23 protein-coding genes are annotated in these 24,569 nt (G+C 40.4%); 19 read left to right on the top strand and 4 right to left on the bottom strand.

Annotated elements, in window-relative coordinates; translation table 11 throughout:
* Positions 1–12 precede the first annotated feature (12 nt).
* On the top strand, positions 13–1,335 hold the full coding sequence (locus LMC10_RS03755) for a replication-associated recombination protein A (RefSeq protein WP_229268965.1): 1,323 nt from the start codon (positions 13–15) through the stop codon (positions 1,333–1,335).
* 49 nt (positions 1,336–1,384) lie between these two features.
* Here LMC10_RS03755 and yidA read toward each other — a convergent pair whose 3' ends face one another.
* From yidA to LMC10_RS03740, 3 genes are read right to left on the bottom strand one after another with little or no spacing between them, the layout of a single operon-like run.
* Positions 1,385–2,206: a sugar-phosphatase gene (gene yidA / locus LMC10_RS03750; RefSeq protein ID WP_229268964.1), complete on the bottom strand. Its 822-nt coding sequence runs from the start codon at positions 2,204–2,206 to the stop codon at positions 1,385–1,387.
* Positions 2,206–3,573, bottom strand: coding sequence for an HD domain-containing protein (locus tag LMC10_RS03745; RefSeq protein WP_229268963.1), 1,368 nt, complete (start codon positions 3,571–3,573; stop codon positions 2,206–2,208). The genes yidA and LMC10_RS03745 overlap by 1 nt, the downstream gene beginning before the upstream one ends.
* 1 nt (position 3,574) lies before the next feature.
* Positions 3,575–4,399, bottom strand: coding sequence for a lipoate--protein ligase family protein (locus LMC10_RS03740; protein ID WP_229268962.1), 825 nt, complete (start codon positions 4,397–4,399; stop codon positions 3,575–3,577).
* A 147-nt stretch (positions 4,400–4,546) separates the two neighbouring features.
* On the opposite strand from LMC10_RS03740, the gene LMC10_RS03735 reads away from it, so the two are divergent.
* The 15 genes from LMC10_RS03735 to LMC10_RS03665 all read left to right on the top strand — a co-directional run bounded on the left by LMC10_RS03735 (position 4,547) and on the right by LMC10_RS03665 (position 20,920).
* On the top strand, positions 4,547–4,957 hold the full coding sequence (locus LMC10_RS03735; RefSeq protein ID WP_229269016.1) for a YwiB family protein: 411 nt from the start codon (positions 4,547–4,549) through the stop codon (positions 4,955–4,957).
* Between the two features lie 45 nt (positions 4,958–5,002).
* Positions 5,003–5,560, top strand: a complete 558-nt coding sequence (rpoE, locus tag LMC10_RS03730; protein ID WP_172401344.1) for a DNA-directed RNA polymerase subunit delta — start codon at positions 5,003–5,005, stop codon at positions 5,558–5,560.
* Between the two features lie 175 nt (positions 5,561–5,735).
* Positions 5,736–7,340 carry a CTP synthase gene (locus LMC10_RS03725; protein WP_229268961.1) on the top strand — a complete coding sequence of 535 codons (1,605 nt, stop codon included), beginning with the start codon at positions 5,736–5,738 and terminating at the stop codon, positions 7,338–7,340.
* Between the two features lie 268 nt (positions 7,341–7,608).
* Positions 7,609–8,886: a UDP-N-acetylglucosamine 1-carboxyvinyltransferase gene (locus tag LMC10_RS03720; RefSeq protein ID WP_003671285.1), complete on the top strand. Its 1,278-nt coding sequence runs from the start codon at positions 7,609–7,611 to the stop codon at positions 8,884–8,886.
* A gap of 92 nt (positions 8,887–8,978) precedes the next feature.
* Positions 8,979–9,224, top strand: a complete 246-nt coding sequence (locus LMC10_RS03715) for a type B 50S ribosomal protein L31 (protein ID WP_003665599.1) — start codon at positions 8,979–8,981, stop codon at positions 9,222–9,224.
* Positions 9,225–9,381: 157 nt separating this feature from the next.
* Positions 9,382–10,698: a PTS transporter subunit EIIC gene (locus LMC10_RS03710; protein WP_229268960.1), complete on the top strand. Its 1,317-nt coding sequence runs from the start codon at positions 9,382–9,384 to the stop codon at positions 10,696–10,698.
* Positions 10,682–11,572, top strand: a complete 891-nt coding sequence (locus LMC10_RS03705) for an alpha/beta hydrolase (RefSeq protein WP_229268959.1) — start codon at positions 10,682–10,684, stop codon at positions 11,570–11,572. Before LMC10_RS03710 ends, LMC10_RS03705 begins: the two co-directional genes overlap by 17 nt.
* A 49-nt stretch (positions 11,573–11,621) precedes the next feature.
* Positions 11,622–12,326, top strand: coding sequence for a class A sortase (locus LMC10_RS03700; protein ID WP_019254257.1), 705 nt, complete (start codon positions 11,622–11,624; stop codon positions 12,324–12,326).
* Positions 12,327–12,474: 148 nt separating this feature from the next.
* Positions 12,475–13,167, top strand: a complete 693-nt coding sequence (locus LMC10_RS03695) for a helix-turn-helix domain-containing protein (protein WP_229268958.1) — start codon at positions 12,475–12,477, stop codon at positions 13,165–13,167.
* Positions 13,137–14,042 (top strand): IS3 family transposase, encoded by a 906-nt coding sequence (locus LMC10_RS03690; RefSeq protein ID WP_324294050.1) that lies wholly within the window; start codon positions 13,137–13,139, stop codon positions 14,040–14,042. Before LMC10_RS03695 ends, LMC10_RS03690 begins: the two co-directional genes overlap by 31 nt.
* Positions 14,043–14,389: 347 nt before the next feature.
* A complete protein-coding gene (gene ppsA, locus LMC10_RS03685; RefSeq protein WP_229268956.1) occupies positions 14,390–16,771 on the top strand; it encodes a phosphoenolpyruvate synthase in 2,382 nt (793 codons plus the stop codon).
* Between the two features lie 15 nt (positions 16,772–16,786).
* Positions 16,787–18,574: a right-handed parallel beta-helix repeat-containing protein gene (locus tag LMC10_RS03680; RefSeq protein WP_229268955.1), complete on the top strand. Its 1,788-nt coding sequence runs from the start codon at positions 16,787–16,789 to the stop codon at positions 18,572–18,574.
* A 12-nt stretch (positions 18,575–18,586) separates the two neighbouring features.
* Entirely contained in the window at positions 18,587–19,366 is a 780-nt protein-coding gene (tpiA, locus tag LMC10_RS03675; RefSeq protein WP_035168228.1) for a triose-phosphate isomerase, read from the top strand.
* An 11-nt stretch (positions 19,367–19,377) separates the two neighbouring features.
* Complete coding sequence (gene fba, locus LMC10_RS03670) at positions 19,378–20,244, top strand: class II fructose-1,6-bisphosphate aldolase (RefSeq protein ID WP_035160021.1); 867 nt, start codon at positions 19,378–19,380, stop codon at positions 20,242–20,244.
* A 19-nt stretch (positions 20,245–20,263) separates the two neighbouring features.
* Positions 20,264–20,920, top strand: a complete 657-nt coding sequence (locus LMC10_RS03665) for a histidine phosphatase family protein (RefSeq protein WP_229268954.1) — start codon at positions 20,264–20,266, stop codon at positions 20,918–20,920.
* A gap of 39 nt (positions 20,921–20,959) precedes the next feature.
* Here LMC10_RS03665 and LMC10_RS03660 read toward each other — a convergent pair whose 3' ends face one another.
* Positions 20,960–21,424, bottom strand: a complete 465-nt coding sequence (locus LMC10_RS03660) for a low molecular weight protein-tyrosine-phosphatase (protein WP_003667233.1) — start codon at positions 21,422–21,424, stop codon at positions 20,960–20,962.
* 129 nt (positions 21,425–21,553) lie between these two features.
* Here LMC10_RS03660 and LMC10_RS03655 point away from each other — a divergent pair, with 129 nt between their 5' ends.
* The 3 genes from LMC10_RS03655 (at position 21,554) to LMC10_RS03645 (ending at position 24,559) form a co-directional block, all read left to right on the top strand.
* A complete protein-coding gene (locus tag LMC10_RS03655; protein WP_003667234.1) occupies positions 21,554–22,123 on the top strand; it encodes a LemA family protein in 570 nt (189 codons plus the stop codon).
* Between the two features lie 2 nt (positions 22,124–22,125).
* Entirely contained in the window at positions 22,126–23,022 is an 897-nt protein-coding gene (gene htpX / locus LMC10_RS03650; RefSeq protein WP_019252335.1) for a zinc metalloprotease HtpX, read from the top strand.
* Positions 23,023–23,179: 157 nt separating this feature from the next.
* A complete protein-coding gene (locus LMC10_RS03645; RefSeq protein ID WP_229268953.1) occupies positions 23,180–24,559 on the top strand; it encodes a UDP-N-acetylmuramoyl-tripeptide--D-alanyl-D-alanine ligase in 1,380 nt (459 codons plus the stop codon).
* Positions 24,560–24,569: the final 10 nt, after the last annotated feature.

Genomic DNA, 24,569 nt, shown 5'->3' with positions numbered 1-24,569 from the left:
AGGAGGGGAAGTATGCATCAGGAATCATTATTCAACCAAAATAGCGAACAAAACACGCCGCTAGCTAATCGTGTTCGTCCAACTAGTATTGATGAATTTGTTGGTCAGCAACACTTATTAGGAAAAGATAAGATCTTACGGGAAATTATCATGAATGATCAATTATCATCACTGATTTTTTGGGGACCGCCAGGGGTTGGCAAAACCACATTAGCTGAAATTATTGCCAAGCAGACAAAATCCCACTTCATTACTTTTAGTGCAGTAACAAGCAGCATTCGTGATATCCGTAAAATCATGGAAGAGGCAGAACAAAACCGTGAATATGGTGAACGAACGGTTTGCTTTATTGATGAAATTCATCGTTTTAACAAGGCTCAGCAAGATGCATTCTTACCCTTTGTCGAACGGGGAAGTATTATTTTAATCGGTGCGACAACTGAGAATCCGTCCTTTGAAATTAATGCTGCCTTGCTGAGTCGGTGTCGGGTATTTGTTCTTAACTCTCTTAGTGTTAGTGATATTGAAGAAGTGTTACAACACGCCTTAAAACATCCGCATGGTTTTCCGGGGATGATAATTAATTGTGAGGAAGGAGTTATTCCATTAATTGCTCAATTTGCGAACGGGGATGCCCGGATTGCGCTTAATACGTTAGAAATGGCGGTACTAAACAGCGAAAAGAATGAGCAAAAAGTTACGTTAACGATGGATACCTTGAAGCAATTGATTAACACTAAATCATTAAGATACGACAAAAAAGGTGAAGAGCATTACAATATTATTTCTGCTCTTCACAAATCAATGCGTAATAGTGATGTAGATGCGGCCGTTTATTGGTGCTCGCGGATGATTGATGGTGGGGAAGATCCATTGTATATTGCGCGGCGATTAGTTCGCTTTGCTAGTGAAGACATTGGACTAGCAGATACTAATGCCCTACAGGTAGCAGTTAATACTTTTAATGCTTGTCAGTTTTTGGGAATGCCTGAATGTGATGTCCACTTAACAGAGTGTGTCATCTATCTTTCACTAGCTCCTAAGTCCAATGCGGCATATACTGCTCGCCAGATAGCAAAACGCGTGATCAAAAAGACGGGGAATTTACCTGTCCCCCTAACGATCCGAAACGCGCCGACAAAGTTAATGAAAGAGTTGGATTACGGTAAAAATTACCAGTATGCGCATGATACTAAAGATAAATTAACCACGATGAAGACGATGCCGCCAGAACTGGATGGTCAAACTTTTTATCATCCTAGTACTCAGGGGCGGGAACCACGCTTTCAAGCACGGATGGATCAAATTAATGAATGGCATCGTAAACATAATTAAAAACGGTAACTGTCCTAGCCTGTGAAAAGAGCTACAGTTACCGCTTTTTTTAGTTTAATACATATTCTTCAATCGCTTTTCCAACACCATCATGATTATTATCAGCAGTTGTTACGTCAGCGATCTTTAAGGTGCCAGGAATTGAGTTTCCCATCGCTACCCCTAACCCCGCAAATTCGATCATTGAATCATCGTTTTGTGCGTTGCCAAGGGCCATTACTTCATCTTTTTTAATTCCGAGTTCTTCACTAAGTAATTGAAGAGCATTTCCTTTACTTGCTTGTTTATTCATGAATTCCAAATAAAAGTCTTCACTGCGGACAATGGAAAAGCGATCACGCATTTCTGCCGGAAGTTCTGCCCATGCTTTGTCAATTCGTTCTTTAGTATCAACCATCATTGCCTTGGCGATTACGTATTGATCTTGCATTTTAGAAAGTTCTTCAAAGGTGCGGTAACGGATTGGCATACTTACAAGATCTGACTCGTAGACTGTATAGGGACTTAAATCTCGGTTAATTGTGTAGATGTAATCCCGGGTTTCAATCTGGGACTTGACACCCTCTTTAATACAATAAGTTTGCCAGTCTGCATAGTCATTGAAAGACATAGTGTAGTTTACCAAGACGTTGCCACTAGTTGATTGGGCCAACGCACCGTTGAAGCTAATAACAAATTCATTATCTGAATCATTTAAGTCCAGTTGGTCAAGGTATGCCTTTACGCCTGTCATGGGACGCCCAGTGCATAAGACGATCTTTACTCCCTGCGCGCTGGCTTTTTTTATTGCGGCAACAGTTTGTGGTGTAATTTGGCGTTGGTCATTGATTAATGTTCCATCGATATCGATTGCGACTAATTTAATTGCCATTATTTTTGCTCCTTTGGGTTGATAATATGATTGTTTTTGATATAGCTTTGAAATTCTTCATAGATTGGTTCGAAAATTTCAATATTGTTTCGCGTTTCAAGCATCTCTTTTGGGAAAAAGAACCGTTGATCTCCGGCTTCTCGTCCCGATACGCTGGCGACCAAGGTACTAACTTGGGATAACTCAATAAAATCGCCATTAGGTTGGAGAAGCTCGATCTGCGTTTGGGTATTAGAATCTTGTGGATGATAAGTATCATACGGAAGTTTAAAGCTATCGTTAACTGCGGTGTAATACTGGCTATTAAATCCAGCAGTCTGAATTAGCTTTCGTAAAGTTGGTAAAAGCTTTTTTGTATTTTGATCATAAATGACTGATTTAAATGGTCGGCGATTAAGAAAACGACTAGCAAGATCGCTTAAAATATCATCACGAGAATGGGTCCAATGAATAAAATAAGTGGTTAAGACACCATCGTCAAGCGCCAAATAGTCATCCAGGGTGAACTTACCATTAAAAAATGGCATCAGCATATGAGGGGTGAAGTCAGGTTCAAAGTCATTTGGGTGCTGGTAAATATATTTTGCCCGCATTAAGAGGTGGTCTAAGATAACTTCCATTGAACGGGAAACGGGATGGAAGTAGACTTGCAGGTACATCTGAAGCCGGCTAATAATGTAATCTTCTACCGCATGCATCCCCGAAATTTCAAAGGCAATCCCCCTCTTAACCGGTCGCATAACATGAAGAACACGATCAAGATCAAACTTCCCGTAGTTTGTTCCTGTGTAATACGCGTCTCGTTGCAAGTAGTCCATCCGGTCCGCGTCAACCTGACTTGAAATCATTTGAACTACTTGTGGATTCTCATAAGTATGGTCGATCACACTAGCAACTTGATGAGGGAAGTCAGGTGATACCCGTTGTAATATCTTATTAATGTTAGTGCTGCTGTCAGTGATCAACTGGCGAGTAATTTGCTCATGGTTTGTATGGAAAATATGCTCAAATGTATGGGAATAAGGACCATGCCCTAAATCATGGAGGAGGGCTGCACATAAGGCGACTGGTCGTTCGTGATCATCCCATAGGCCGTCGCCAGGATGCTGACTAGGATAGTTTCGCTGGAAATAGTTGCACATTTGGCGGGTAATTTCATAGACGCCTAAGCAGTGGCCAAAGCGGGAATGCTCGGCACCATGAAAGGTAAATGATGAAGTTCCTAGCTGCTTGATTCGTCGTAATCGTTGAAACTCAGGAGTATTAATTAGGTCCATAATAATTTGATTATCGACAATAATTTGTCCGTGAATTGGATCGCGAAAAACCTTTTCACGGCGAAGTTTTTCGTCATAAAAGTGATTCATATTAATCTTCTTTCTCTAAACGTTCTTGTAAACGTTCCATGCTGATTAGTTCTTTATTGAGGGTTGATATAAAATTAGGCGACCACATTAAGTTGTTGAGACTGTCAGGAGCAATGATTTGAACGACTGATTGGATTCGCTGGATCGCATCCTGAACGCTTAATTGCGTGTTGAGGGCTTTAGAGATAGTTGTCATCGCTCCTGGCCAAACATCTGGAAAATGCCACTTGTTTTGGCTTTGCTGTAACCCTGTATCATAGAAGTCACGAATTAGCTTACCCCGATCCTGCTGATTACCACAGACGCTTAAGTAAAGCATTACTGTAACTCCCATTTTGTTCCGTCGTTGAGAAATTCCACCAATCTTTTGGCCGTTAACGCTAATATCGAAGCTTCCTGGACAGTACGAATGCGTGATTTCACCAGTGGCAATTTCTAGGCTAGGGAAAGCTGCCTGAATTAGGTCGACCATTCGCTGGTATGCTTCATCAATAGTTAATTCATGATCTTCGAGGTGCCATGGATAGAAAATTGATAGGTTTAAAATACCGTCGTCACTCACAACTGCTAATCCCCCTGAATTACGCATGAAATAGTGGAAACCGCGGTGCGTAAGTGAAGCAAGGGCAGTTGATAAATGCGGTAATCGTTGATCTTTTAATCCTAAAATAACCGTATCCTCTAATGTCCAAAAATGAAGAAGGGGATATTTGAGTTCGCTAGCTGAACGTAATAAAGCGTTGGTATAGATGAAAGACGAAAGATTATCCGCTGGAGTTAAAGGTTGAATAAACTGTTGAAAACACTGATTCTTATAATTAGGCATCGTACTTCTTCTTTTCTATGAAATAATATATCTATATTATACAAGAACTCACGAGAACGTGGATGTTTCACGGGGTATTTATTGGTAAAAAGAGTATAATAATGACGATGAGCAAAGTGAAAGGAGGAGTTTATTATCAAAAGTGTAATTCCTGTTCATGTAAATCTCTCAACGATTATTGATCAAAATGGACAGCAAGAAAAATTTACCTTTACTGAAGAAGGTACTTTTGTCGAAATGAATGGTAAGTATTATTTAAGGTACATTGAACACCAAGACGGGCAAGAAACGCCGGTGCAAATTAAATTTGAGGATGAGCTGATCCGCTTAAGAAGGCGTGGAAATGTCGAAACAAACCTATTTTTGGACCCGACACAAGAAACTATCATGCGGTACCAAACAGAATACGGCATGATTAAAATTGACGTGTTAACAGAGAGTTTGGAAAAAAACGTTGATGTAAAGGCCCCGGCTGGTCACCTTTCTGTCAAGTACCAACTAAAACAAGCGGGACAATTAATAGGGAGTTACCAACTAGAATTGCAATTTGCGGCCTAATATTGTATGATGTAGTTTAGACTTTTTGAAGGGATGTGCACCAATTTGGATTTAAAGGTTTTTGACGGTCAGGACAAATCAGAACTTTCAATGATTGAAGTCGCACACGCTATTTTAGCTCACCATGGAGAAGCGATGGCGTTTGTTGATTTGACCAACGAGGTTCAGCAATATCTGGGTAAGAGCGATGAGGAAATTCGTGAACGTCTTGCACAGTTCTATACTGACTTAAATGTTGATGGCAGTTTTATTTCCCTTGGTGACAACACCTGGGGTCTGCGTGCTTGGTACCCATTCGAATCTATCGATGAAGCCACAGTTGGTGAAAACGAAGAAGATGAAGAGGATGATCGTCCAAAGAAGAAGCGGCGTAAAGTCAATGCCTTCCTCGCAGACACCGATGACGATGACGATGTAATTGACTATGACAATGATGATCCCGAAGATGAGGATCTTGATACTGACGATGACACCGATTCTGAAGATGATTATGATGACGACACTGATGACTTCAGTGACGACGATGATGATCTTGATGATGGTATTGAAGGTCAGCTATCAGAATTACATGATGAAGAAGATGAAGACGAGGATGACGAATAATTTTCAACTTTGTGCTTGACTATTATTTATTGACCCTGTATTATCTTTCTTGGGCGCCTGTAAAGACAGGCCAATAAGTTCGTAGATAAATAAGCTCCCTGTTTCAGTGTTTTATTTGAAATAGGGAGTTTTTTCTATTATCACACCCGCAAATATAAAAAAGGAGTAGACGACAATGACGAAATACATTTTTGTAACCGGTGGAGTTGTATCATCATTAGGAAAGGGAATCGTTGCTGCCTCTTTAGGACGATTATTAAAAAATCGGGGCCTAAAGATTGCAATTCAAAAATTCGATCCTTACATCAATGTTGATCCCGGTACGATGAGTCCATACCAACACGGTGAAGTTTTTGTGACTGACGACGGAACAGAAACCGATTTGGACCTTGGTCACTATGAACGTTTTATCGATAATGATCTCAATAAATATTCAAATGTTACAACGGGTAAAATCTACTCTGAAGTTCTTCGGAAGGAACGGCGTGGGGATTACCTTGGTGGAACAGTACAAGTTATTCCACACATCACTAATGCTATTAAGGACAAGATTAAGCGTGCTGGTGAAAGTACCGATGCTGAAGTTGTAATTACTGAAATTGGTGGTACAGTTGGGGACATTGAATCACAACCATTCATGGAAGCTATTCGCCAAATGAAAGAAGAAGTGGGCAGTGAAAATGTATTGTACATCCACACTACCTTAGTACCATATCTTCGCGCTGCTGGTGAAATGAAGACTAAGCCAACTCAACACAGTGTTCGCGAATTACGTGGTTTGGGAATCCAACCTAACATTTTAGTTGTTCGGACAGAGCAACCAATTACTGATGATATGCGGAAGAAGATCGCCTTATTCTGTGATGTTGATCCTAAAGCCGTTGTTGAATCAATGGATGTTCATACCCTTTATGAAATTCCGTTAAACTTACAAAAGCAAGGAATGGATCAATTGGTTGTCGACCACTTTGGTTTAAACGTGCCAGAAGCTGACATGACAGAATGGACTGAAATGGTAAATCATATTGAACATGACTTAACTAAGACCGTTAAGATTGCGATGGTTGGTAAGTATACTGACTTACAGGATGCTTATATTTCAGTTAATGAATCATTACGTCATGCTGGTTATCCTGTAAATGCTAAGGTAAAGATTGACCACTTTAATGCTGAAAACATTACTCCAGAAAATGTTGAAGAGACATTGAAAGACTACGATGGGATTCTTGTTCCTGGTGGTTTTGGAAACCGGGGAGTAGAAGGAATGATCACTGCAATTAAGTATGCTCGGGAAAATGATGTTCCTTATCTCGGTATTTGCTTAGGGATGCAAACGGCATGTATTGAATTTGCACGAGATGTATTGGGCTACACTGATGCAAACTCAACTGAATTTGATACAAACACTAAACACAATATTATTGACTTGATGGCAGATCAAGCGGACATTGAAGATATGGGAGGAACACAACGGCTTGGTGCATATCCATGTAAGCTTAAGCCAGGAACAGTTGCGGCAGCGGCTTATGGTAACCAATCAATGATCAGTGAACGGCACCGTCACCGTTATGAATTCAACAACGACTACCGTCAAGAAATAGAAAACCATGGCTTGGTTATTTCTGGAGTAAACCCAGATCGGAATTTAGTTGAAGTAGTTGAAATTCCTGATAAAAAATTCTTCGTGGCTGCTCAATACCACCCAGAATTCAAGTCGCGTCCTAACCACCCAGAAGGATTATTTGCTGCATTTGTAAAAGCAGCTGCTGAGGACAAATAAAAATTTAAAGTGTATAATATATTTAATACAAGAGATGGGGGCAAGAATGTCACTTCTCTTGTTTTTTGTTTAGTAGAATTGTTAAATTTTAAGTTAAATATGCTAATTTTTGGCCTGACCTTATGATTTTTTTTAAGATTGTTTATAAAAGGTTGTAATTCTCTTGATATTTCATTATCATTACAGTTGACTGTTTTGTAACTGAAATAATCATTAACTTAGCTTAAATGAAAAACAGACTAAAATTTTTAAGTGAGGAAACGCAGAAATGAAGAAAATGATCATTCAAGGAGGAAACCGTCTTTCTGGCGAAGTCACGATCGGTGGTGCCAAAAATAGTACAGTGGCATTAATTCCAGCTGCTATTCTTGCGGATACCCCTGTAGAGTTTGACACGGTTCCAGATATCTTGGATGTTCACAATCTGATGATTATTTTGGAGTCAATGAATGTAAAGTCCGAGTTTAGTCACGGAGTTTTAGATATTGATCCAACACAAATCGTAGAAGCTGAACTTCCAAGCAAGGCAATTAAAAGTCTTCGGGCTTCCTATTACTTTATGGGTGCATTATTAGGTCGTTTCCATCGCGCGACATTAACATTTCCGGGAGGCGATAATATCGGCCCCCGCCCAATTGACCAACACTTAAAAGCATTTAAAGCACTTGGAGCAACCGTTAGCGAAGAAAAGGGTACTGTTCATTTAGATGCGCCGAATGGCTTACATGGGTCTCGGATCTTTTTAGATATGGTATCAGTTGGTGCAACGATTAATGCTACCTTAGCAGCTGTTCGCGCTGAAGGAACAACGATTATTGAAAATGCAGCTCGTGAGCCGGAAATTATTGATTTGGCAACATTCTTAAATAATATGGGTGCCAAAATTCGGGGTGCTGGAACCGATACTATCCGTATCACTGGAGTAAAGACACTTCAGTCAATGAATACTCATACAATTATTGCTGATCGAATTGAAGCAGGAACATACCTATCCTTAGCAGCAGCGCTTGGTGATGGGGTTATGATCCATAATGTTATTCCTGAACACTTAGAATCATTTACCAGTAAAATGATTGAAATGGGTGTTGAACTTCAAATCGATAGCGATAAGATTTATGTACCAAAATCCAGTCATTTACATCCGGTTACGGTTAAGACAATGCCATTCCCTGGTTTTGCTACTGATTTACAACAACCGCTTACCCCATTGATGTCTCTTGCTGATGGTGATAGTACGATTGTTGATACCATTTATCCCAAGCGTGTAAAGCACATTTCCCAATTACAAAAAATGGGGATGAAGATTGAAGCGCATGATGGGATGATTATCGTTAAACATACAGAAAAGCTTCATGGCGCAGAGGTCTCTGCAGGTGAGATTCGTGCCGGAGCAGCTTTAACCATTGCTGGATTAATGGCAGATGGACAGACTGTAATTAATAATGCCGGAAATATTTTACGGGGTTACGATCGAATTGTATGGAAGCTTAATCGCCTTCATGCCAATGTTTCTATTGAGGACGATTCTTCAGTAAAAATTGGTTAGAAGTTGCGTACTTCTTTAAATCGTGGTATCCTGTTAAAGTTGATTATCTATGTTTCAGGCAATGATTCATGGCAAAAGGAGCGTAATAAATTATGAAACAAGGAATTCATCCAGATTATCATCCAGTAGTTTTTGAAGATTCATCTACTGGTTACAAGTTTCTCTCTGGCTCAACAGCCACTTCAAGTGAAACTGTTAAGTGGGAAGACGGTAATGAATACCCATTAATTCGGGTTGAAGTTACTTCAGATTCACACCCATTCTACACTGGTAAGCAAAAGTTTACCCAAGCCGACGGTGCTGTCGACAAGTTCAACAAGAAGTACGGTCTCAAGTAATCGAACTTCTTATAATTCAAAAAAGCCGGGAAAAGCGAAAGTTTTTCCCGGCTTTTTTGAATTAAGTCCAATAAATCATTATTAACGTTATTTGCGTCTTTAAGTATTGATCTTTCTCTGCGTATAATATTGATAATTGAGAAAGTGGGGGCTACCTATGCATGAAAAAATAATTAATCGAATAATTGCCCTGCATCGTTATTCTTTCGTTAGGATAACTCGGCAGACATTAATTATGATTTTTCCCATTGTTTTTATTGGAACGATGGCAAAGATGATTTTGAAAACTATTTTTAAACCAGATGGATTTATTTATAATATTGCTTTCCTTGATGGAATGCCACAGAACGTGTTGCGGGTTATTCAATTTGTATTAACTAGCATTAGTCAATTAACTTTAGGGATTCTGGGAATTTATACTGTTTATATGGCAGCAAAGTTTACTGCGAAAAGGTATCGTCGGGACGGTAAATTTGCTGGAATAACGGCCATTTTGACCCTTTTACTAATGTCTTATCGTTATGGTAAGTCGTCCCCACAATTTTCACTTAGCTTTTACCAACGTCTCCTTAGTGGTAACAGTTTGCTAATCGTTTTGATCCTTGGTTATGGAATCGGCCAGCTTTATCGGTGGTTAACCCCGCCAAAAGATGGTGATAATACCAATGCGCTGCCGTTATTGCAAGAGCGATCATTTAGTTCGATACTACCAATGACAATTAGCCTTATTTTTGGAGTAGCTGTTGCTCTTTTCTTAAATTCCAACACGATTTATCATGCGTGGTCAACAAGTTACTCTACCTTAGTTACGACCGCTCAAGAACATCGGCAATTATGGCTGACGTTATTAGCTACGATGGGGTTAACAATATTTGATTGGTTAGGGTTAGGCGTTCCATACACTTCGATGGCCTTAACATCTGGAGATTCATTTACGGCTAACTTGAACTATGCGCTCGCTCATGGAACTCCGTGGAATGTGCCGTATGAGTTTTTAGGCAGTTCTCTTTATAATTCATTTGCTAACTTTGGGGGCGATGGATTGATCCTTGCCTTGATAGTTGCCATTCTGTTAACTTCTAATGGCTCCTATATGCATCGTGTTGCACGTTGGACGGCCTTGCCAACATTATTTAATTTTAATTATGCGACAATGATTGGCTTACCGGTTGTATTTAATCCCTTATTTCTGATCCCATTTGTCTTCTTACCGATTGTAAACATTCTCCTTGCCAGTTTAGCGATTACGATTCACTTAATACCTTCAACGCCTTACCCGGTTTTGCAGGGGACACCGGGCCCCCTTATTAGTTTTTTGGGGACAAATGGTAATTGGGGAATTTTGATTTTTACCTTGGTATTGCTTTTAATCGATATCGCTGCCTATATCCCCTTTGTAAAAATGGCCCTAGTTGTTGAAAATCGCTTAACATTAGCAGAACAGGACGTGATCAGTCATGAAAAGAATGACTAAATCAATTCTCCATACTCGTTTAGTATTGATTGGCCTAATATTGATCTTAGTCCTAATGGCAATTCCAGCATATTTTTGGATGAAAGATACAAATAAATATTTAGCTGCCCAACATAATTCTAGAATGTCGCCGATAATTATGGTTCCTGGAAGCTCAGCAACACAAAACCGCTTTAATCCGCTTATTCGTAAACTTAACGAGGATAGCCCTAAAAAACATAGTGTGTTGCGCTTAGAAGTAATGAACAGCGGTAAAATTGTTTCGCAAGGATGGATAAATCGCGGTGATAACGAGCCGATTATCGTGATTGGCTTTGAGAATAATCGCGATGGCTATCAAAATATAAAGAAACAAGCGCAAATGGTTAATAAAGCCTTTGAACGATTGACGGAAGAGTATAATTTTAATAACTTCAAGGCGTTTGGCCATTCCAATGGGGGTCTAGTATGGACTTATTGGTTGGAACATTACTATTCTGAATATAAAGATGCGATTACAATTAAAAGGTTAATGACACTGGGAACGCCATACAACTTTGCGGAATCTTCTGTTAGCCATCCGACGCAAATGTTTTCTGATTTTGTAAAGTATCGAAGTCGAATTCCTAAAAACTTATTAGTTTATTCGGTCGCGGGGACAGAAACTTATACATCCGATGGCCTCGTCCCAGAAGGAAGCGTCGATGCCGGTAAGTACATTTATCAAAAACAAGTGGCCCATTATACGAGTATGACGGTTACGGGAAAAGATGCTCAACACTCTAACTTGCCACAAAATAAACAGATTGTACGGTTAATTGAAGAGTATTTGCTTGATCCAAATGACAACGGTAATCCTAATTCGCAAAATAAGCAGGGGGCTACTCAAAATTAATTAAGCAGGTTATACTAAGTTCATAATAAAAAGTAAGGAGTTCAATATCGTGAAAAAAGATAAAAAGCGATCATTTGAATGGTTACGGTGGACAGCGGTTGTTGTACTGTTATTGATTTCAGTTGTCTTAATTTTTAACCAACAGATTAAGTCTTACTTAGTAGGGAGTTATAAACCTGAGATTACCCGTCAGACAGTACAAAGCAACCAAAAGAAAAAAGCGACCTATGATTTTCAAAGTGTCAAAGATCTTAACTTGCAAACGGCTGCTAAGGCTCGTGCAAATAAGCAATCGATTAATACCATTGGAGCAATTACGGTTCCGGCTATTAATATGACGATTCCAATTGCTAATGGAGTTGATAATACAACCCTTGCGTTAGCAGCAGGAACCCTTCGTCCGGACATGAAGATGGGGGAAGGTAACTATGCGTTAGCTGGTCATAATATGGCCCATGGAAGTAAAATCCTATTTTCCCCATTGTACTATCATGCTAAGGTGGGGCAGATGATTTATATCACCAACATGGATCGCGTTTATGAATATAAGATTTATCAACGTGAATTCATTGCGGCGACCCGGGTTGATGTGGTAGATAATACACCGGAAAAGATTATTACTTTGATCACCTGTGATGCTACTGGGGCCAATCGGTTGATGATCCGCGGTAAATTTGTTAAGTCAGAACCATTTACGCAAGCACCACAAAATGTGCAAAAGAATTTTAGCGAAAAATATACGACAGGTCGTTAAAGGGAGCGAGACAGAAGTCACTTGTGACTTCTTTTTCGAGCCCCCGCAAGCAACAATAGGCCTCCAATGTTCGGTTTTTGATATGCTCCCATTAGAGTAGACACAGAAATATACAAAATTCTATGTCTATTTTGATGGGAGTTTTTGTATGTCAAGAAGAACAACTAAACATAATCTTAATCAACGACTAAAAATTGTAAACAAAGCTTTATCCGGGGAACCAATGATGGGCTTAGTTAAGCAATATCAGGTAGATCGAACAACGATAAGACGGTGGATGCGAAATTATGAGCTTGATGGAATTGAAGGCTTAAAAGATACTCATCATTGGCACCATTATTCAACCGAATTTAAACTTAGGGTAGTAGAGGATTACCTTAATCATCAGCTAACAGTGAGTATGTGCTGTAAAAAATATCATATTTCTAGTGAGAGTGTTCTAAGACTGTGGGTTAGCCGATATACTAGTGGTAAAACCTTATCTACTACCGGAGGACCTACCACGATGAAAAGGAAACCACCAAAGAAGTTTAGTTACGATGAACGGCTTAAGATTGTCCACGACACGATTACCCATGATAAAAATTACCAAATGGCAATCGAAAAGTACGGTGTCTCTTACACTCAAGTTTATAATTGGGTTAAAAAGTATGAAGAACACGGGCAAGCGGGGCTAGAAGATCATCGTGGACACCGTACCAAAGATCAAGCTAATCGTAAACTGACCCGTGAGGAAGAACTAGAATTAGAGCTAGCGGCTCTCAAGAAACGTAATACTGACCTAGAAGCAGAGAATTTCTTCCTAAAAAAATTGAGAGCCCTGAAAAGATCAGAGAAGTAAGTTACCATAGTCGGTGCGTAGCGATTAAGGAGACGTTAAAGGAATTTTCAGGGCAAGTATCAATTAGTCAGCTCTGTCTGCTAGCTCAAGTGTCCCGAGCAGGCTATTATCGTTGGTTAAACCGTAAGAAATCACCCAAACAACTTTTGGACAAGCAACTAATGGCCTTAATCAAGTCCATCTATAACGAAAGGAAGGGTAAGTGGGGTTACCGTCGAATTAAGATGGAATTAAACAACCGTTTAGGCAAGCACTATAACGTGAAACGAATTCGTCGCCTAATGAGTCTGCTTAGTCTACGTGCTGTGATTCGGCGTCCACGTCATACTTGTACAATTGTAAAAGGAAATAGTTTTGAACCTAATCGTTTGAACCGCGATTTTACAGCCAACCATCCTAATCAAAAATGGGTGACAGATGTGACCTATTTAAGTTATGGAGATGGTAACCGCGCCTTCCTTAGCGCAGTAAAAGACTTATACGATAATGCCATTATTGCTTATGTCGTCAGCCGGCGTAATGACAATCCCTTAGTCATGAAGACAATTAAGCAGGCGCTGATGAAGGAACCACAAGCTCAACCATTACTTCATAGTGATCGTGGCTTCCAATATACTTCTAAGGAGTTTGCCCACTTTACAGCTAAACATGGATTGACGCGTAGTATGTCCCGAGCTGGTCGCTGCCTCGACAACGCTCCAATGGAAAGCTTTTGGGGACATTATAAAGACGAAGCATACTATGGCGAAAGCTTTAATACCTTTGAAGCATTAAAGGCCTCAATCGATCAATATATCTATTTCTATAACCACAAACGTTATCAAGAAAAATTAGACAGCTTAACACCGGTACAATACCGGCATCAAGCTGCCTAAGAAACTTTGTATATTTTATTGTCTACTTGACAGGGCCCAGTTCATTTTTGAGCCGGACGTTGGAGGCCATTGTTGTACTGCGTATTTGCTTTTTATGAAAGTAACTTAACTTATATCACGGTCCTTTTTTGTTTGCAAATTTTTAGCGATATTTGTAATCCATTCCAAATTAAGAAAAACACAATGACAGTAAAAAATAGCCAAATTAAAATAAATTTTAAGTAAACAGATGAGCGAACGGACAAGAATGCCACCGTTTGCTCATTTTTTTGCTGTAAATAAATTTCTTGACTCTTTTTTAGGAACCGCCTAAGAAGGAGATACATTGAATTTAAGGAGATGCAGTAATGGAAAAACGCGAACAAAAGAATGTTTTATGGTTTGATGAATTGCATCGCTCTGACGTTAATCTCGTTGGTGGGAAGTCCTCTTCATTAGGTGAAATGACTTCTGCAATGAAAATTCCAGTTCCATATGGCTTTGCGACGACAACTCACGCTTATCGTCAATTTATGGCGGAAACGGGATTAAACGACCAAATTAATAAATTATTAGCCGAAATTAATGACTATGAAAATGCTGATGAACTTCATCGGGTTTGCTCACATATTCGGCAGATGATTGTCGAAGCACCGATGCCAAGTGAGATCGCTATGACAATCAAAAAAGCTTATACAGCCTTATCAGAAAAAATGGGTGAAACTGAACCATTTGTAGCAATTAGGTCAAGTGCTACCGCTGAAGATTTACCAAATGCTTCTTTTGCGGGGCAGCAAGAATCGTATTTGAACGTGCGTGGAACTGAAATGGTATTAGCAAAGGTTCAAGAATGTTATGCTTCCTTGTTTACCGATCGGGCAACCTATTACCGGCATAAGCAACATTTTCCTCATGAAAAAGTTGCTTTATCGGCGGCCGTTCAGATGATGGTTTTCTCAAAAGCTTCCGGAGTTATGTTTTCAGTTAACGTGGCGAACGGAAATGACGCTCAAATTGTTATTGATACGATTTGGGGATTAGGTGAATACATTGTTTTAGGAAAAGTAACACCAGATCATTTTGTGATTAATAAAAATAATCTTCAAGTAGTAGAACGTTCTGTAGTTCCGAAGGCGATTGAATTGTGTCAAACCCCTGGTGGCGGAGTGCATGAAGAACCGGTGCCAGCAGACCGGGCAATCCGGCCAGCGCTAACTGAAGACCAAATTCATGAATTAGCAGGATACGCAAAGGAAATTGAAAAGCACTATGGTTGTTACATGGACATGGAATTTGCGCTAGACGCACGAACAGATCGGTTGTGGCTAGTGCAAGCTCGTCCAGAAACGGTTTGGTCGAATAAAAATAATAAGCAAGCAACAAAGGAGTCCACTGTCTCAATGAACAAAACTAAAAAAATCTTGGTCAAAGGATTACCAGCAAGTCCAGGCGTTTCTACTGGAAAGGTGCACGTAATTGCTGACCCGAAAGATATTGATGAATTTGAAGAAGGAGAAATATTAGTAACGTTGATGACTTCTCCTGACTGGGTACCGGCAATGAAAAAAGCAGCAGCAATCATCACCGATAATGGTGGAATGACCTGCCATGCCGCAATTGTTTCTCGTGAAATGCAGATCCCATGTATCGTTGGCACCAAGAGCTGTGGGCAAGCAGTTACTGAAATGCTGCAGGATGGCGCACAAGTAACCGTTGATGCTAAAAATGGGGTCGTTTATCAAGGCGATCTCGCAGAACAATTTAACGGGGAAAAGGAGACAACGGAATGTCACCATGCAGAATATTACGCGCCGACTGCAACCAGGGTCATGATGAATTTAGGCGATCCAGAACTAGCAGAAAAATATGCAGAACTCTCTGTTGATGGCATTGGCTTAATGCGAGAAGAATTTCTTTGGACGACTTATATTCATGACCATCCCCTCTACTTAATTGAAACTGGTCATCCCGAAAAAGTTGTTGATATGTTAGCAGATGGGATTGCTAAAGTGGCCCGGGCAATTGCTCCACGGCCGATGGTTTTACGTTTTTCAGATTTTAAGTCAGGCGAATACCGTAACTTAACGGGCGGTGATAAATATGAGCCACATGAACCTGCCGACTTATTGGGATGGCGTGGCGCTTCTCGATACTATGATCCTAAATATATCGAAGCTTTCAAACTAGAACTTGCGGCAGTAAAAAAGGTACGTCAAGAATTCCAGTTAAAGAACCTCAATGTAATGATTCCGTTTGTCCGCACCGTTGCCGAAGCCGATAAAGTTACAAACTTAATGGCAGCAGCCGGATTACACCGCGGACCTGATTTTAAGGTATACATGATGGCTGAGATCCCAAGTAATATCATCTTGGCGGATCAATTTAACAAGTATGTTGATGGTTATTCGATTGGGTCCAATGATTTAGCAATGCTTATTTTAGGCTGTGATCGGAATAATGATACAGTGGCCCACCTCTTTGATGAACGTAATCTTGCGGTAAAGCGGGCGATTAGCCACCTTATTAAGACTGCTCACCAAGATAACAAGACGGTTTCAATATGTGGGCAAGCACCATCTGAATATCCTGAATTAGCATCTTTCTTAATTCAACAAGGGATTGATTATATTTCGGTTAATCCAGATATGGTTAAAGAAACAAAACAGAATGTGGCAAGGATTGAACAGCGCATAATCCTGGATAACGCGACTGGCAAGGGACGACAAGCTGTGGAAAGCTATGCATGGTAGAAAGGATTGAATAAAATGCAAATTTTTGTTGATATTAATGCTTCTGAAAATGGTAATGGTTCACAAGAGTTTCCGTTTAAGTACATCCAACAAGCGGCAGATATCGCTCAACCGGGGGATTATGTCCAAGTAATGCCGGGTGAATATCATGAAGAAGTTCATCCGCAATATTCCGGCACTAGTGATAAGCCGATTATTTATGCGTCTGCTGAGCAAAATCGGGCAATCATTACGGGTGCTGACCGTGTTACTGACTGGCAGCATGTTGCTGGTCCAGTATGGCAATTAAAACTCCCTAATGCCGAATTTGGTGACTATAATCCATACAACATTTTAGTCGATCAAACCTTTAATCATGCTGGTGAAATCTTCTTGAATAATAAAGCAATGTACGAGGTTGATCAGTTAGCAAAAGTTGAAACACCAAGCGAAAATAAACTATCACGAGACCGGAAATTTACTTGTTATACCTGGTATACCGAACAGTTACCAGCAGAAGATGCAACGGTAATCTATGCGAACTTTCAAGAGCAAAATCCTAATGATGAACATGTTGAATTGACTTTCCGGGAGACGTGTTTTTACCCAGAAAAAGCAGGGCTCAATCACCTTATCCTATCTGGCTTTACAATGACGAAGGCTGCTTGTCGGTGGGCATCTTCGCAATATAATAAGGGGATTATTGGTACTAATCGTGGTCAAGGATGGAAGATTGCTAAGTGTGACATTTCTCACGCTAAGTGTTCCGGGATTTCCCTTGGTAGAAATATTGTTCCAACCATTGACGATGATAAGGTTTATCCACATCGGATTAAGAACAATACGATTCATGATTGCGGGCAGACCGGAATTATCGGTGTTGAAGGCAACCCATCACCGATTATTGAACACAATAGTATTTATAACATTAACGTCCGGCAAAACCTTGTCAGTGATGATGTTAGTGCGATCAACCTTTCACCAGCGATTGGGGCTAAGATTTTACGCAATTGCATTCATGATTGCACGCGCGGAATTTGGCTTGGCGGCAAGGTTGAAGATACCCAAATTTCACGGAATGTGTTCTATAACAATTCATTGCCAGATTCATTTGAAGTCACAAACGAAAATCGGGAGGACTTAGTGGCGGCTCTGGGTGAAGATATTGAAATTAAGGATTCGATGGGTGTGACCTTGATTGATAACAATTTCTTATTATCAGATTGTGCGCTTAAGCTCGAATCTAAGGGCGTCCTTCTCGTTCATAACCTAATTAATGGCAGTGTGGAATGGTTAAGCAATACGAATGTTGCTGAAAATGATCCTTACTACCACCGCCTTTATCAACAAAATGTGACAGAAAGTGCTCCTTACGATTCTTCCTGTTTCTATAACAATGTCTTTATCCGGAAGAACCTCCGGAGTGAAATGGCAAAATTAATTGCATTTGCCCACGAACAGGCAAGCGAACAACCAATTGATAATCATATTAGCGATGATAATGCCGCTTATGTTGGTCTAGCCAGTGGACAACGAAGCTATATTCCAGCTAATAAAGCAGGAAATATTTTTATGAATGATGAGCAAGAAGACGTTAAGATCCGCATCGATTCAAATGAAGATGGGGTATTTCTTGATAGTAATATTTGCGACTATTTGAATGAAGATACCAGTCGGGTGATCGCAGTTGGTGCTACTCCCGAGACTGCCCGTGATTTTGATACAGATTTCTTAGGGAACCATCGTGAAGGAATTAGTGTAACCGCTGGACCTTTTGATGCAAAAGAAGAATACAGTCGACGCTTATTTAGACTGCTATTTTAAGGAGGTAAAGGAATGCGCAAACCGTTTATTATTGCGAACTGGAAAATGAATAAAAACGTTCATGAATCCGTTGCGTTTGTTAAAGCAATTAAAGAAAAGCTCCCGGCAAATAAAGAAATCGGGATCGCGGCACAAGCAGTTTCGCTATATAACATGAAAAAAGTGGCGGGATCTTCTAACTTACAAATTATTGCTCAAAATGCATCTGCTGAGTTAGAGGGACCATATACTGGAGAAATTAGTATGCGAAGTTTAGCAGATGCGGGCGTGACATACGTGATGCTAGGACATTTAGAGCGCCGGCGCCTTTTTAACGAGAGTAATGATTCAATTAATCAAAAAGTTTTAGCAGCCCTCAATGCTGGCATTATTCCGATTATTTGTACAGACGAAGAGATGGTCCAAACAGAAGTTAACGGAAAAATTCATTATGTATTTCGCCAACTAAAAAGTGTCCTTAAAGGGGTACCGGCTAACAAACTATCACAGATTGTTATTTCATATGAACCAAGTTGGGCCGTTGGGAGCACGCATCAAGCAAATCCCGACATTGCAGAAGAGGGATGTCAGGCAATTCGTCAAAGCCTGGTTGAAATGTATGGTAATGAGATTGGCGCGCAAGTCCGAATACTCTATGGTGGCAGTGTTAATCCCGAGAACATTGGCCAAATTATGAGTAAACCAAATGTTGATGGGGCACTAATCGGGCGCGCAAGTCTCGAGATTGAAAGCTTTTTACAAATGATTAATTATATCGAATTAGCGAGCAAACAGAAGTTACAGGTAATTTAGGAGGAAGAATGATGGCTTACTTTGATAACGGAAACAAACTTTTTGATGACGCACGGAAGAATCAATACGCAATTGGAGCATATAATATTAATAATCTTGAATGGACCCGGGCAATTTTGCGGGCGGCCGCGGAGACTAATACCCCAGTACTGATCCAAGTTTCAATGGGAGCTGCCAAGTATATGGGTGGTTATAAATTTGTTAAAGATATGGTTGAGGACCAGATGGATGCAATGGAAATTAAAGTTCCAGTTATCCTGAATCTTGACCATGGTGACTATGATGCAGCAATTGAGTGTATTAACTTAGGATATTCATCAGTCATGTTTGACGGCCATAAGTTGCCGATTGAAGAAAATTACGCCAAAACCAAAGAGATTGTCCAATTAGCGCATTCACGCGGCATTGCGGTTGAAGCCGAAATCGGAAAAGTGGGAGAAAACCAGGATACCAGCAGTGGGGAACTTGCTGATGTTGAAGATGCAATGGCGTTTGCGGCGATGGGCGTTGACCGTCTTGCTTGTGGGATTGGTAATATCCACGGCATTTACCCTGCTAACTGGCCAGGGTTAGACTTTGACCGCCTTCAAGAAATTGCGAATGCGATTGATATTCCGCTCGTGCTTCATGGTGGTTCGGGGATTCCTAGAGAACAGGTTCAAAAAGCAATTTCAATGGGGATCGCAAAGGTGAATATCAATACTGAATTCCAGTTAGCGTTCCAAGATGCAACCCGGAAGTATATTGAAAATGAATTAGACCTCAATAAGGAACAAAAAGGATATGATCCACGGAAATTATTACTTCCCGGAACGGATGCAATAACTGCTAAAATGAAAGATATGATTGAATGGTTAGGCACGCCAGCAGTCGCCTAATTATAATGGAGGTTATCGAATGGCAATCACAGTTTACTTTGTCCGGCACGGTGAGACGTACTTCAACCGGTTTGCTCGCCTGCAAGGATGGTCAGATACCCCGCTTACAGAAAAAGGAGAGATGAATGCTAAAAAGATCGGCCAAGTTTTAGCGGACTTAAGGATCGATTACCTTTTCTCCAGTGATTTAAAACGAGCGGTTGATACTGCACGGCTTTTAATTGCGGATCACCCAACTGCAACGATGAAGGAGCCAATTCAAAAGAAGTTCTTCCGCGAGGTATTTTATGGGTCTTTTGAAGGTCATAGTAATGAAGAAGGCGCTATCTGGGCAAGCTATCTTGAAGGCAAACGATTTCGGCGTATCGGTGAATTAGTTGATGAATTTGGCGTTGAAAAAGCGCATGACTTGCTGAAAGCTGCGGATCCGGCCCACCTTGCAGAAGATAGTAATGAATTAAATGCCCGTGTAGAGCAGGCAATTGCCTTTTTGCAAAGCTTACCTGACGGAAGTAATGTGGTTGTAGTAGCTCATGGATCGATCATTCAATACATTGCGGGGATGTATGGCGAACCTGGATATAAGTATGAAAACTTACATAACGGCGCGCTGATGAAGGTTCAGCTAACAGCTAGAGACGTTGAAATTACGGGATACAATCAATTTAAACTATAAAAAGAGGCAAGGAATTTATTTTCCAAACCTCTTTTGTTGTTAGGACAATTCTTTAGTAATTTTATCCAGCCATAATGGCAATGTCTCGTTTAGGCTATTATAAGTATCTTCAAAGCGGTGAGTATACCAAGGATCAGGAATTTCTTGATCTTCTTTGCCAGGAATTACTTCATATGCTAAGTGGACTTTATCACGATCTTGCGCTGGTGCAATGCGTTGCAAGTTGTACTTGTTCATATTATCCATGCAGATGATGTAATCAGCCCACTCGAAGTCTTGTCGTGTAATTGGGCGTGAGATTAAGCCATCCGTTGATAACCCGTGTGCGTGCATTGTCTTTGCGGCACCTGGGTGGGGACCATTTCCTTCTTCTTCGTTACTTGTTCCAGCAGAATCAACATTGATTTTGCCATTTAATCCTGCGTCATCAACCATTTGCTTAAACATTGCCTCAGCCATTGGTGACCGACAAATGTTTCCTAAGCAGACAAATAAAACGTTCATGTAATCACCTCATTTATACTTCTATCATACCGAAAAAGATAATATTTTGCTAAAATATTCGGTAATCCTAACACTATCCTTAAGTTTTTGGTAAAATTAAGAACAAATATTTTTAGAGGAGGAACAAAAATGACCCTTATTATTGTAATTGTTGTCATTGTCTTGTTGATTGCTATTTATGCAGGACTTTACAACAGTTTGATTCAATTGCGGACACACGCACAAGAATCATGGAGTCAAATTGATGTTCAATTACAACGACGTAACGACTTGATCCCTAACTTAATTTCAACAGTTAAGGGCTATAGCAAGTATGAAGCGGGAACTTTGGAAAAGGTGACAAAGCTGCGGACGGAATTAAATAGTATTCCAGACAGCGATCATGCTAAAAAAATGGAAGTTTCCAATGAATTAACGGGAACTTTACGGACATTGTTTGCCGTCGCTGAAAATTATCCAGACTTAAAAGCAAGTGCTGAATACCAAAAATTAATGGAAGAATTAACCAATACTGAAAACAAGATTGCCTATTCCCGGCAGCTTTACAACAGTACTGTGGCGGCTTTAGATGCTAAGATTCAATCTTTCCCAAGCAATATTGTGGCTAAAATTCATCACTTCCAACAAATGGATTACTTACAAGTGCCAGAAGAAGCCAAGGCTGTGCCAAAAGTTTCATTTGATGATTTAGGTGATTAAGCATGTTATATCAGCAAATTGCCCGTAATAAACGAAAAACAATTTTGGTGATGTTTGGGTTCTTTGTATTGCTTGCTTTAATTGGGGCCGCGATTGGCTATTTATTTGCGCGGACAGCGATTGGCGGCATGATCATTGCGGCGATTATTGCGGTGATCTATATGTCCGTGATCATTGGTCAGTCGACTGATGTAGTGATGCGAATGAATAATGCGACAGAGGTACGATCAGCGAGTGATGCGCCAGAACTTTGGCATATTGTTGAAGATATGGCCTTAGTTGCACGGGTGCCGATGCCGAAAGTCTATATCATTCATGACCCAAGTCCCAATGCTTTTGCGACTGGTAATGATCCTGAGCATGCTGCTGTGGCCGCTACTACTGGTTTGATGGAAAAAATGAATCGTGAAGAACTAGAAGGGGTAATGGCCCATGAAATGACTCACGTTCGTAACTATGACATCCGTCTGCAAACGATTGCGTTAGCCTTAGCATCCGCAATCGCAATGCTTGTCAATTTTGCTGGAAATTTCTGGTGGATTGGTGGTCGGAGCAGCAGTGATGACCGGGATAATCCATCAAGTGTTTTCGCAATCCTTGGTTCGATTCTCTTGATTATCTTAGCGCCATTAGCAGCAACCATTGCGCAGATGGCCCTTTCACGTAATCGGGAATACTTAGCCGATGCAGGGGCTGTTGAATTAACACGTAATCCACAAGGGATGATTAGCGCATTAGAAAAGCTAAAAACTGCTGTACCAATGAAGCATGTGGATCCAAGCAGTTCGGCATTATATATTAGCGATCCAGAAAAGAACGCTAAGCACCATCCTTTTTCAAATCTATTTGACACCCACCCACCGCTAGATAAGCGAATTGAACGGTTGCGTCAAATGTAATAAATTCATAATGAGACAAGGCTGAGAAAAAGCTTTTGCTTTTTCTCAGTCTTTGCTATTTTTACTCATGACTTATCGTTTTTAATCGCCTTATATCAGTGAGGGTGATATAATTAAAAAGCTAGACCAAAGTATCAAAAGAAGAGGTATCTTTTTCATGAAAATGAAATTAGCGGAAATTGCCAAGGCGATCAACGCACAAAATGACATTGAACAGTGGAAAGACGTAGAAGTGACTAATGTGTCATTTGACAGTCGACACTTAGATCAAGGGAGCTTATTTGTTCCGTTGCAAGGTGCCCAAGATGGCCACCAATACGTACCGAGTGCTTTTACCAATGGTGCAGTAGCTAGTTTATGGGCTAGTGACCATGAGATAACAGATCAGACGCACCCGTTATTAGTCGTTAATGATCCACTAGCGGCCCTTCAACAACTAGGTAAATACTACTTGCATAAGATCAATCCGATTGTTGTTGCAGTTACGGGCAGCAATGGTAAGACAACGACTAAAGACATGATTGCGTCAATCTTAAGTACGCAGTTTAATGTCACGAAGACATATGCTAATTTTAATAATGAGATTGGGGTTCCAGTAACGCTTCTTAACATGGAGTCTAATACCGAAGCAGTGGTAGTTGAGATGGGCATGGACCGTTTTGGCCAGCTTGACTTCTTAAGTAAGCTTGTAAATCCTGACATTGCCGTTATTACAATGATCGGGGAAGCACATATCGAATTCTTCGGGACTCGTGATAAGATTGCTGATGCAAAGATGGAAATTGCCCACGGCCTAAAGGAAGATGGAACACTAGTATTTAATGGGGATGAACCATTATTAGAGGAACGGGTAAAAGATCTTACCCAACGACAGATGCGCTTTGGTCGGCAACTAAGCAATAATTTGTATGCAACAAGTGTCCACGATGAACCACGACAGCTATCATTTACTGTCAACGAATGGCCAGATGAAGAATTCACTATTCCAATGGTTGGTGAATACAATATTAATAATGCGTTAGCGGCTATGGAAGTGGGGAAGATTCTGCATATTACTCCCGCTCACATGAAGCAAGCGTTGGCAAACGTTGAATTAACGGAAAATCGTGCTGAATGGGTTAAAGGAAAGAATGGTGAACAGATCTTAAGTGATGTTTACAATTCAAACCCAACCGCTGCCAAGGAAGTCCTTAAGACGATTGCAGAAACACCAGTAGATGGTCGCCGGATCGCCGTATTAGGGGATATGCTGGAATTAGGGGATGCTGCGCCAAAGTTGCATGCTAGCTTAGCAGAAGAGATTGACCACCAAAAGATTGCTAGTGTTTACCTTGTAGGCGAACAAATGAAAAATCTTAAAGATAAGTTGATCCAAGAAGGTTACCCAGCTGAAGATATCCATCATTATGCTGCCAGTGACCTTCAACAATTAATTGCCGATCTTATGGCTACTTTGACAGGTGAAGATATTGTCCTATTGAAAGCAAGCCATGGCATTCACCTAGAAGAAGTCTTGACGGCATTAAAAGCAGAATAGTTAATATATT

The sequence above is a fragment of the Limosilactobacillus reuteri subsp. simiae genome, assembly GCF_020784875.1.
Classification (GTDB): domain Bacteria; phylum Bacillota; class Bacilli; order Lactobacillales; family Lactobacillaceae; genus Limosilactobacillus; species Limosilactobacillus reuteri_H.
This window is presented reverse-complemented; position numbering and strand designations above follow the sequence as displayed.

Excerpts from the sequence above, each read along its gene's own strand:
- LMC10_RS03725 (WP_229268961.1), top strand. The coding sequence starts at position 5,736 with ATGACGAAATACATTTTTGTAACCGGTGGAGTTGTATCATCATTAGGA.
- LMC10_RS03740 (WP_229268962.1), bottom strand. The coding sequence starts at position 4,399 with ATGCCTAATTATAAGAATCAGTGTTTTCAACAGTTTATTCAACCTTTA.
- LMC10_RS03680 (WP_229268955.1), top strand. The coding sequence starts at position 16,787 with ATGCAAATTTTTGTTGATATTAATGCTTCTGAAAATGGTAATGGTTCA.
- fba (WP_035160021.1), top strand. The coding sequence starts at position 19,378 with ATGGCTTACTTTGATAACGGAAACAAACTTTTTGATGACGCACGGAAG.
- ppsA (WP_229268956.1), top strand. The coding sequence starts at position 14,390 with ATGGAAAAACGCGAACAAAAGAATGTTTTATGGTTTGATGAATTGCAT.
- LMC10_RS03695 (WP_229268958.1), top strand. The coding sequence starts at position 12,475 with ATGTCAAGAAGAACAACTAAACATAATCTTAATCAACGACTAAAAATT.
- LMC10_RS03710 (WP_229268960.1), top strand. The coding sequence starts at position 9,382 with ATGCATGAAAAAATAATTAATCGAATAATTGCCCTGCATCGTTATTCT.
- LMC10_RS03715 (WP_003665599.1), top strand. The coding sequence starts at position 8,979 with ATGAAACAAGGAATTCATCCAGATTATCATCCAGTAGTTTTTGAAGAT.
- LMC10_RS03665 (WP_229268954.1), top strand. The coding sequence starts at position 20,264 with ATGGCAATCACAGTTTACTTTGTCCGGCACGGTGAGACGTACTTCAAC.
- LMC10_RS03720 (WP_003671285.1), top strand. The coding sequence starts at position 7,609 with ATGAAGAAAATGATCATTCAAGGAGGAAACCGTCTTTCTGGCGAAGTC.
- htpX (WP_019252335.1), top strand. The coding sequence starts at position 22,126 with ATGTTATATCAGCAAATTGCCCGTAATAAACGAAAAACAATTTTGGTG.
- LMC10_RS03745 (WP_229268963.1), bottom strand. The coding sequence starts at position 3,573 with ATGAATCACTTTTATGACGAAAAACTTCGCCGTGAAAAGGTTTTTCGC.
- yidA (WP_229268964.1), bottom strand. The coding sequence starts at position 2,206 with ATGGCAATTAAATTAGTCGCAATCGATATCGATGGAACATTAATCAAT.
- LMC10_RS03660 (WP_003667233.1), bottom strand. The coding sequence starts at position 21,424 with ATGAACGTTTTATTTGTCTGCTTAGGAAACATTTGTCGGTCACCAATG.
- tpiA (WP_035168228.1), top strand. The coding sequence starts at position 18,587 with ATGCGCAAACCGTTTATTATTGCGAACTGGAAAATGAATAAAAACGTT.
- LMC10_RS03755 (WP_229268965.1), top strand. The coding sequence starts at position 13 with ATGCATCAGGAATCATTATTCAACCAAAATAGCGAACAAAACACGCCG.
- LMC10_RS03705 (WP_229268959.1), top strand. The coding sequence starts at position 10,682 with ATGAAAAGAATGACTAAATCAATTCTCCATACTCGTTTAGTATTGATT.
- LMC10_RS03645 (WP_229268953.1), top strand. The coding sequence starts at position 23,180 with ATGAAAATGAAATTAGCGGAAATTGCCAAGGCGATCAACGCACAAAAT.
- LMC10_RS03655 (WP_003667234.1), top strand. The coding sequence starts at position 21,554 with ATGACCCTTATTATTGTAATTGTTGTCATTGTCTTGTTGATTGCTATT.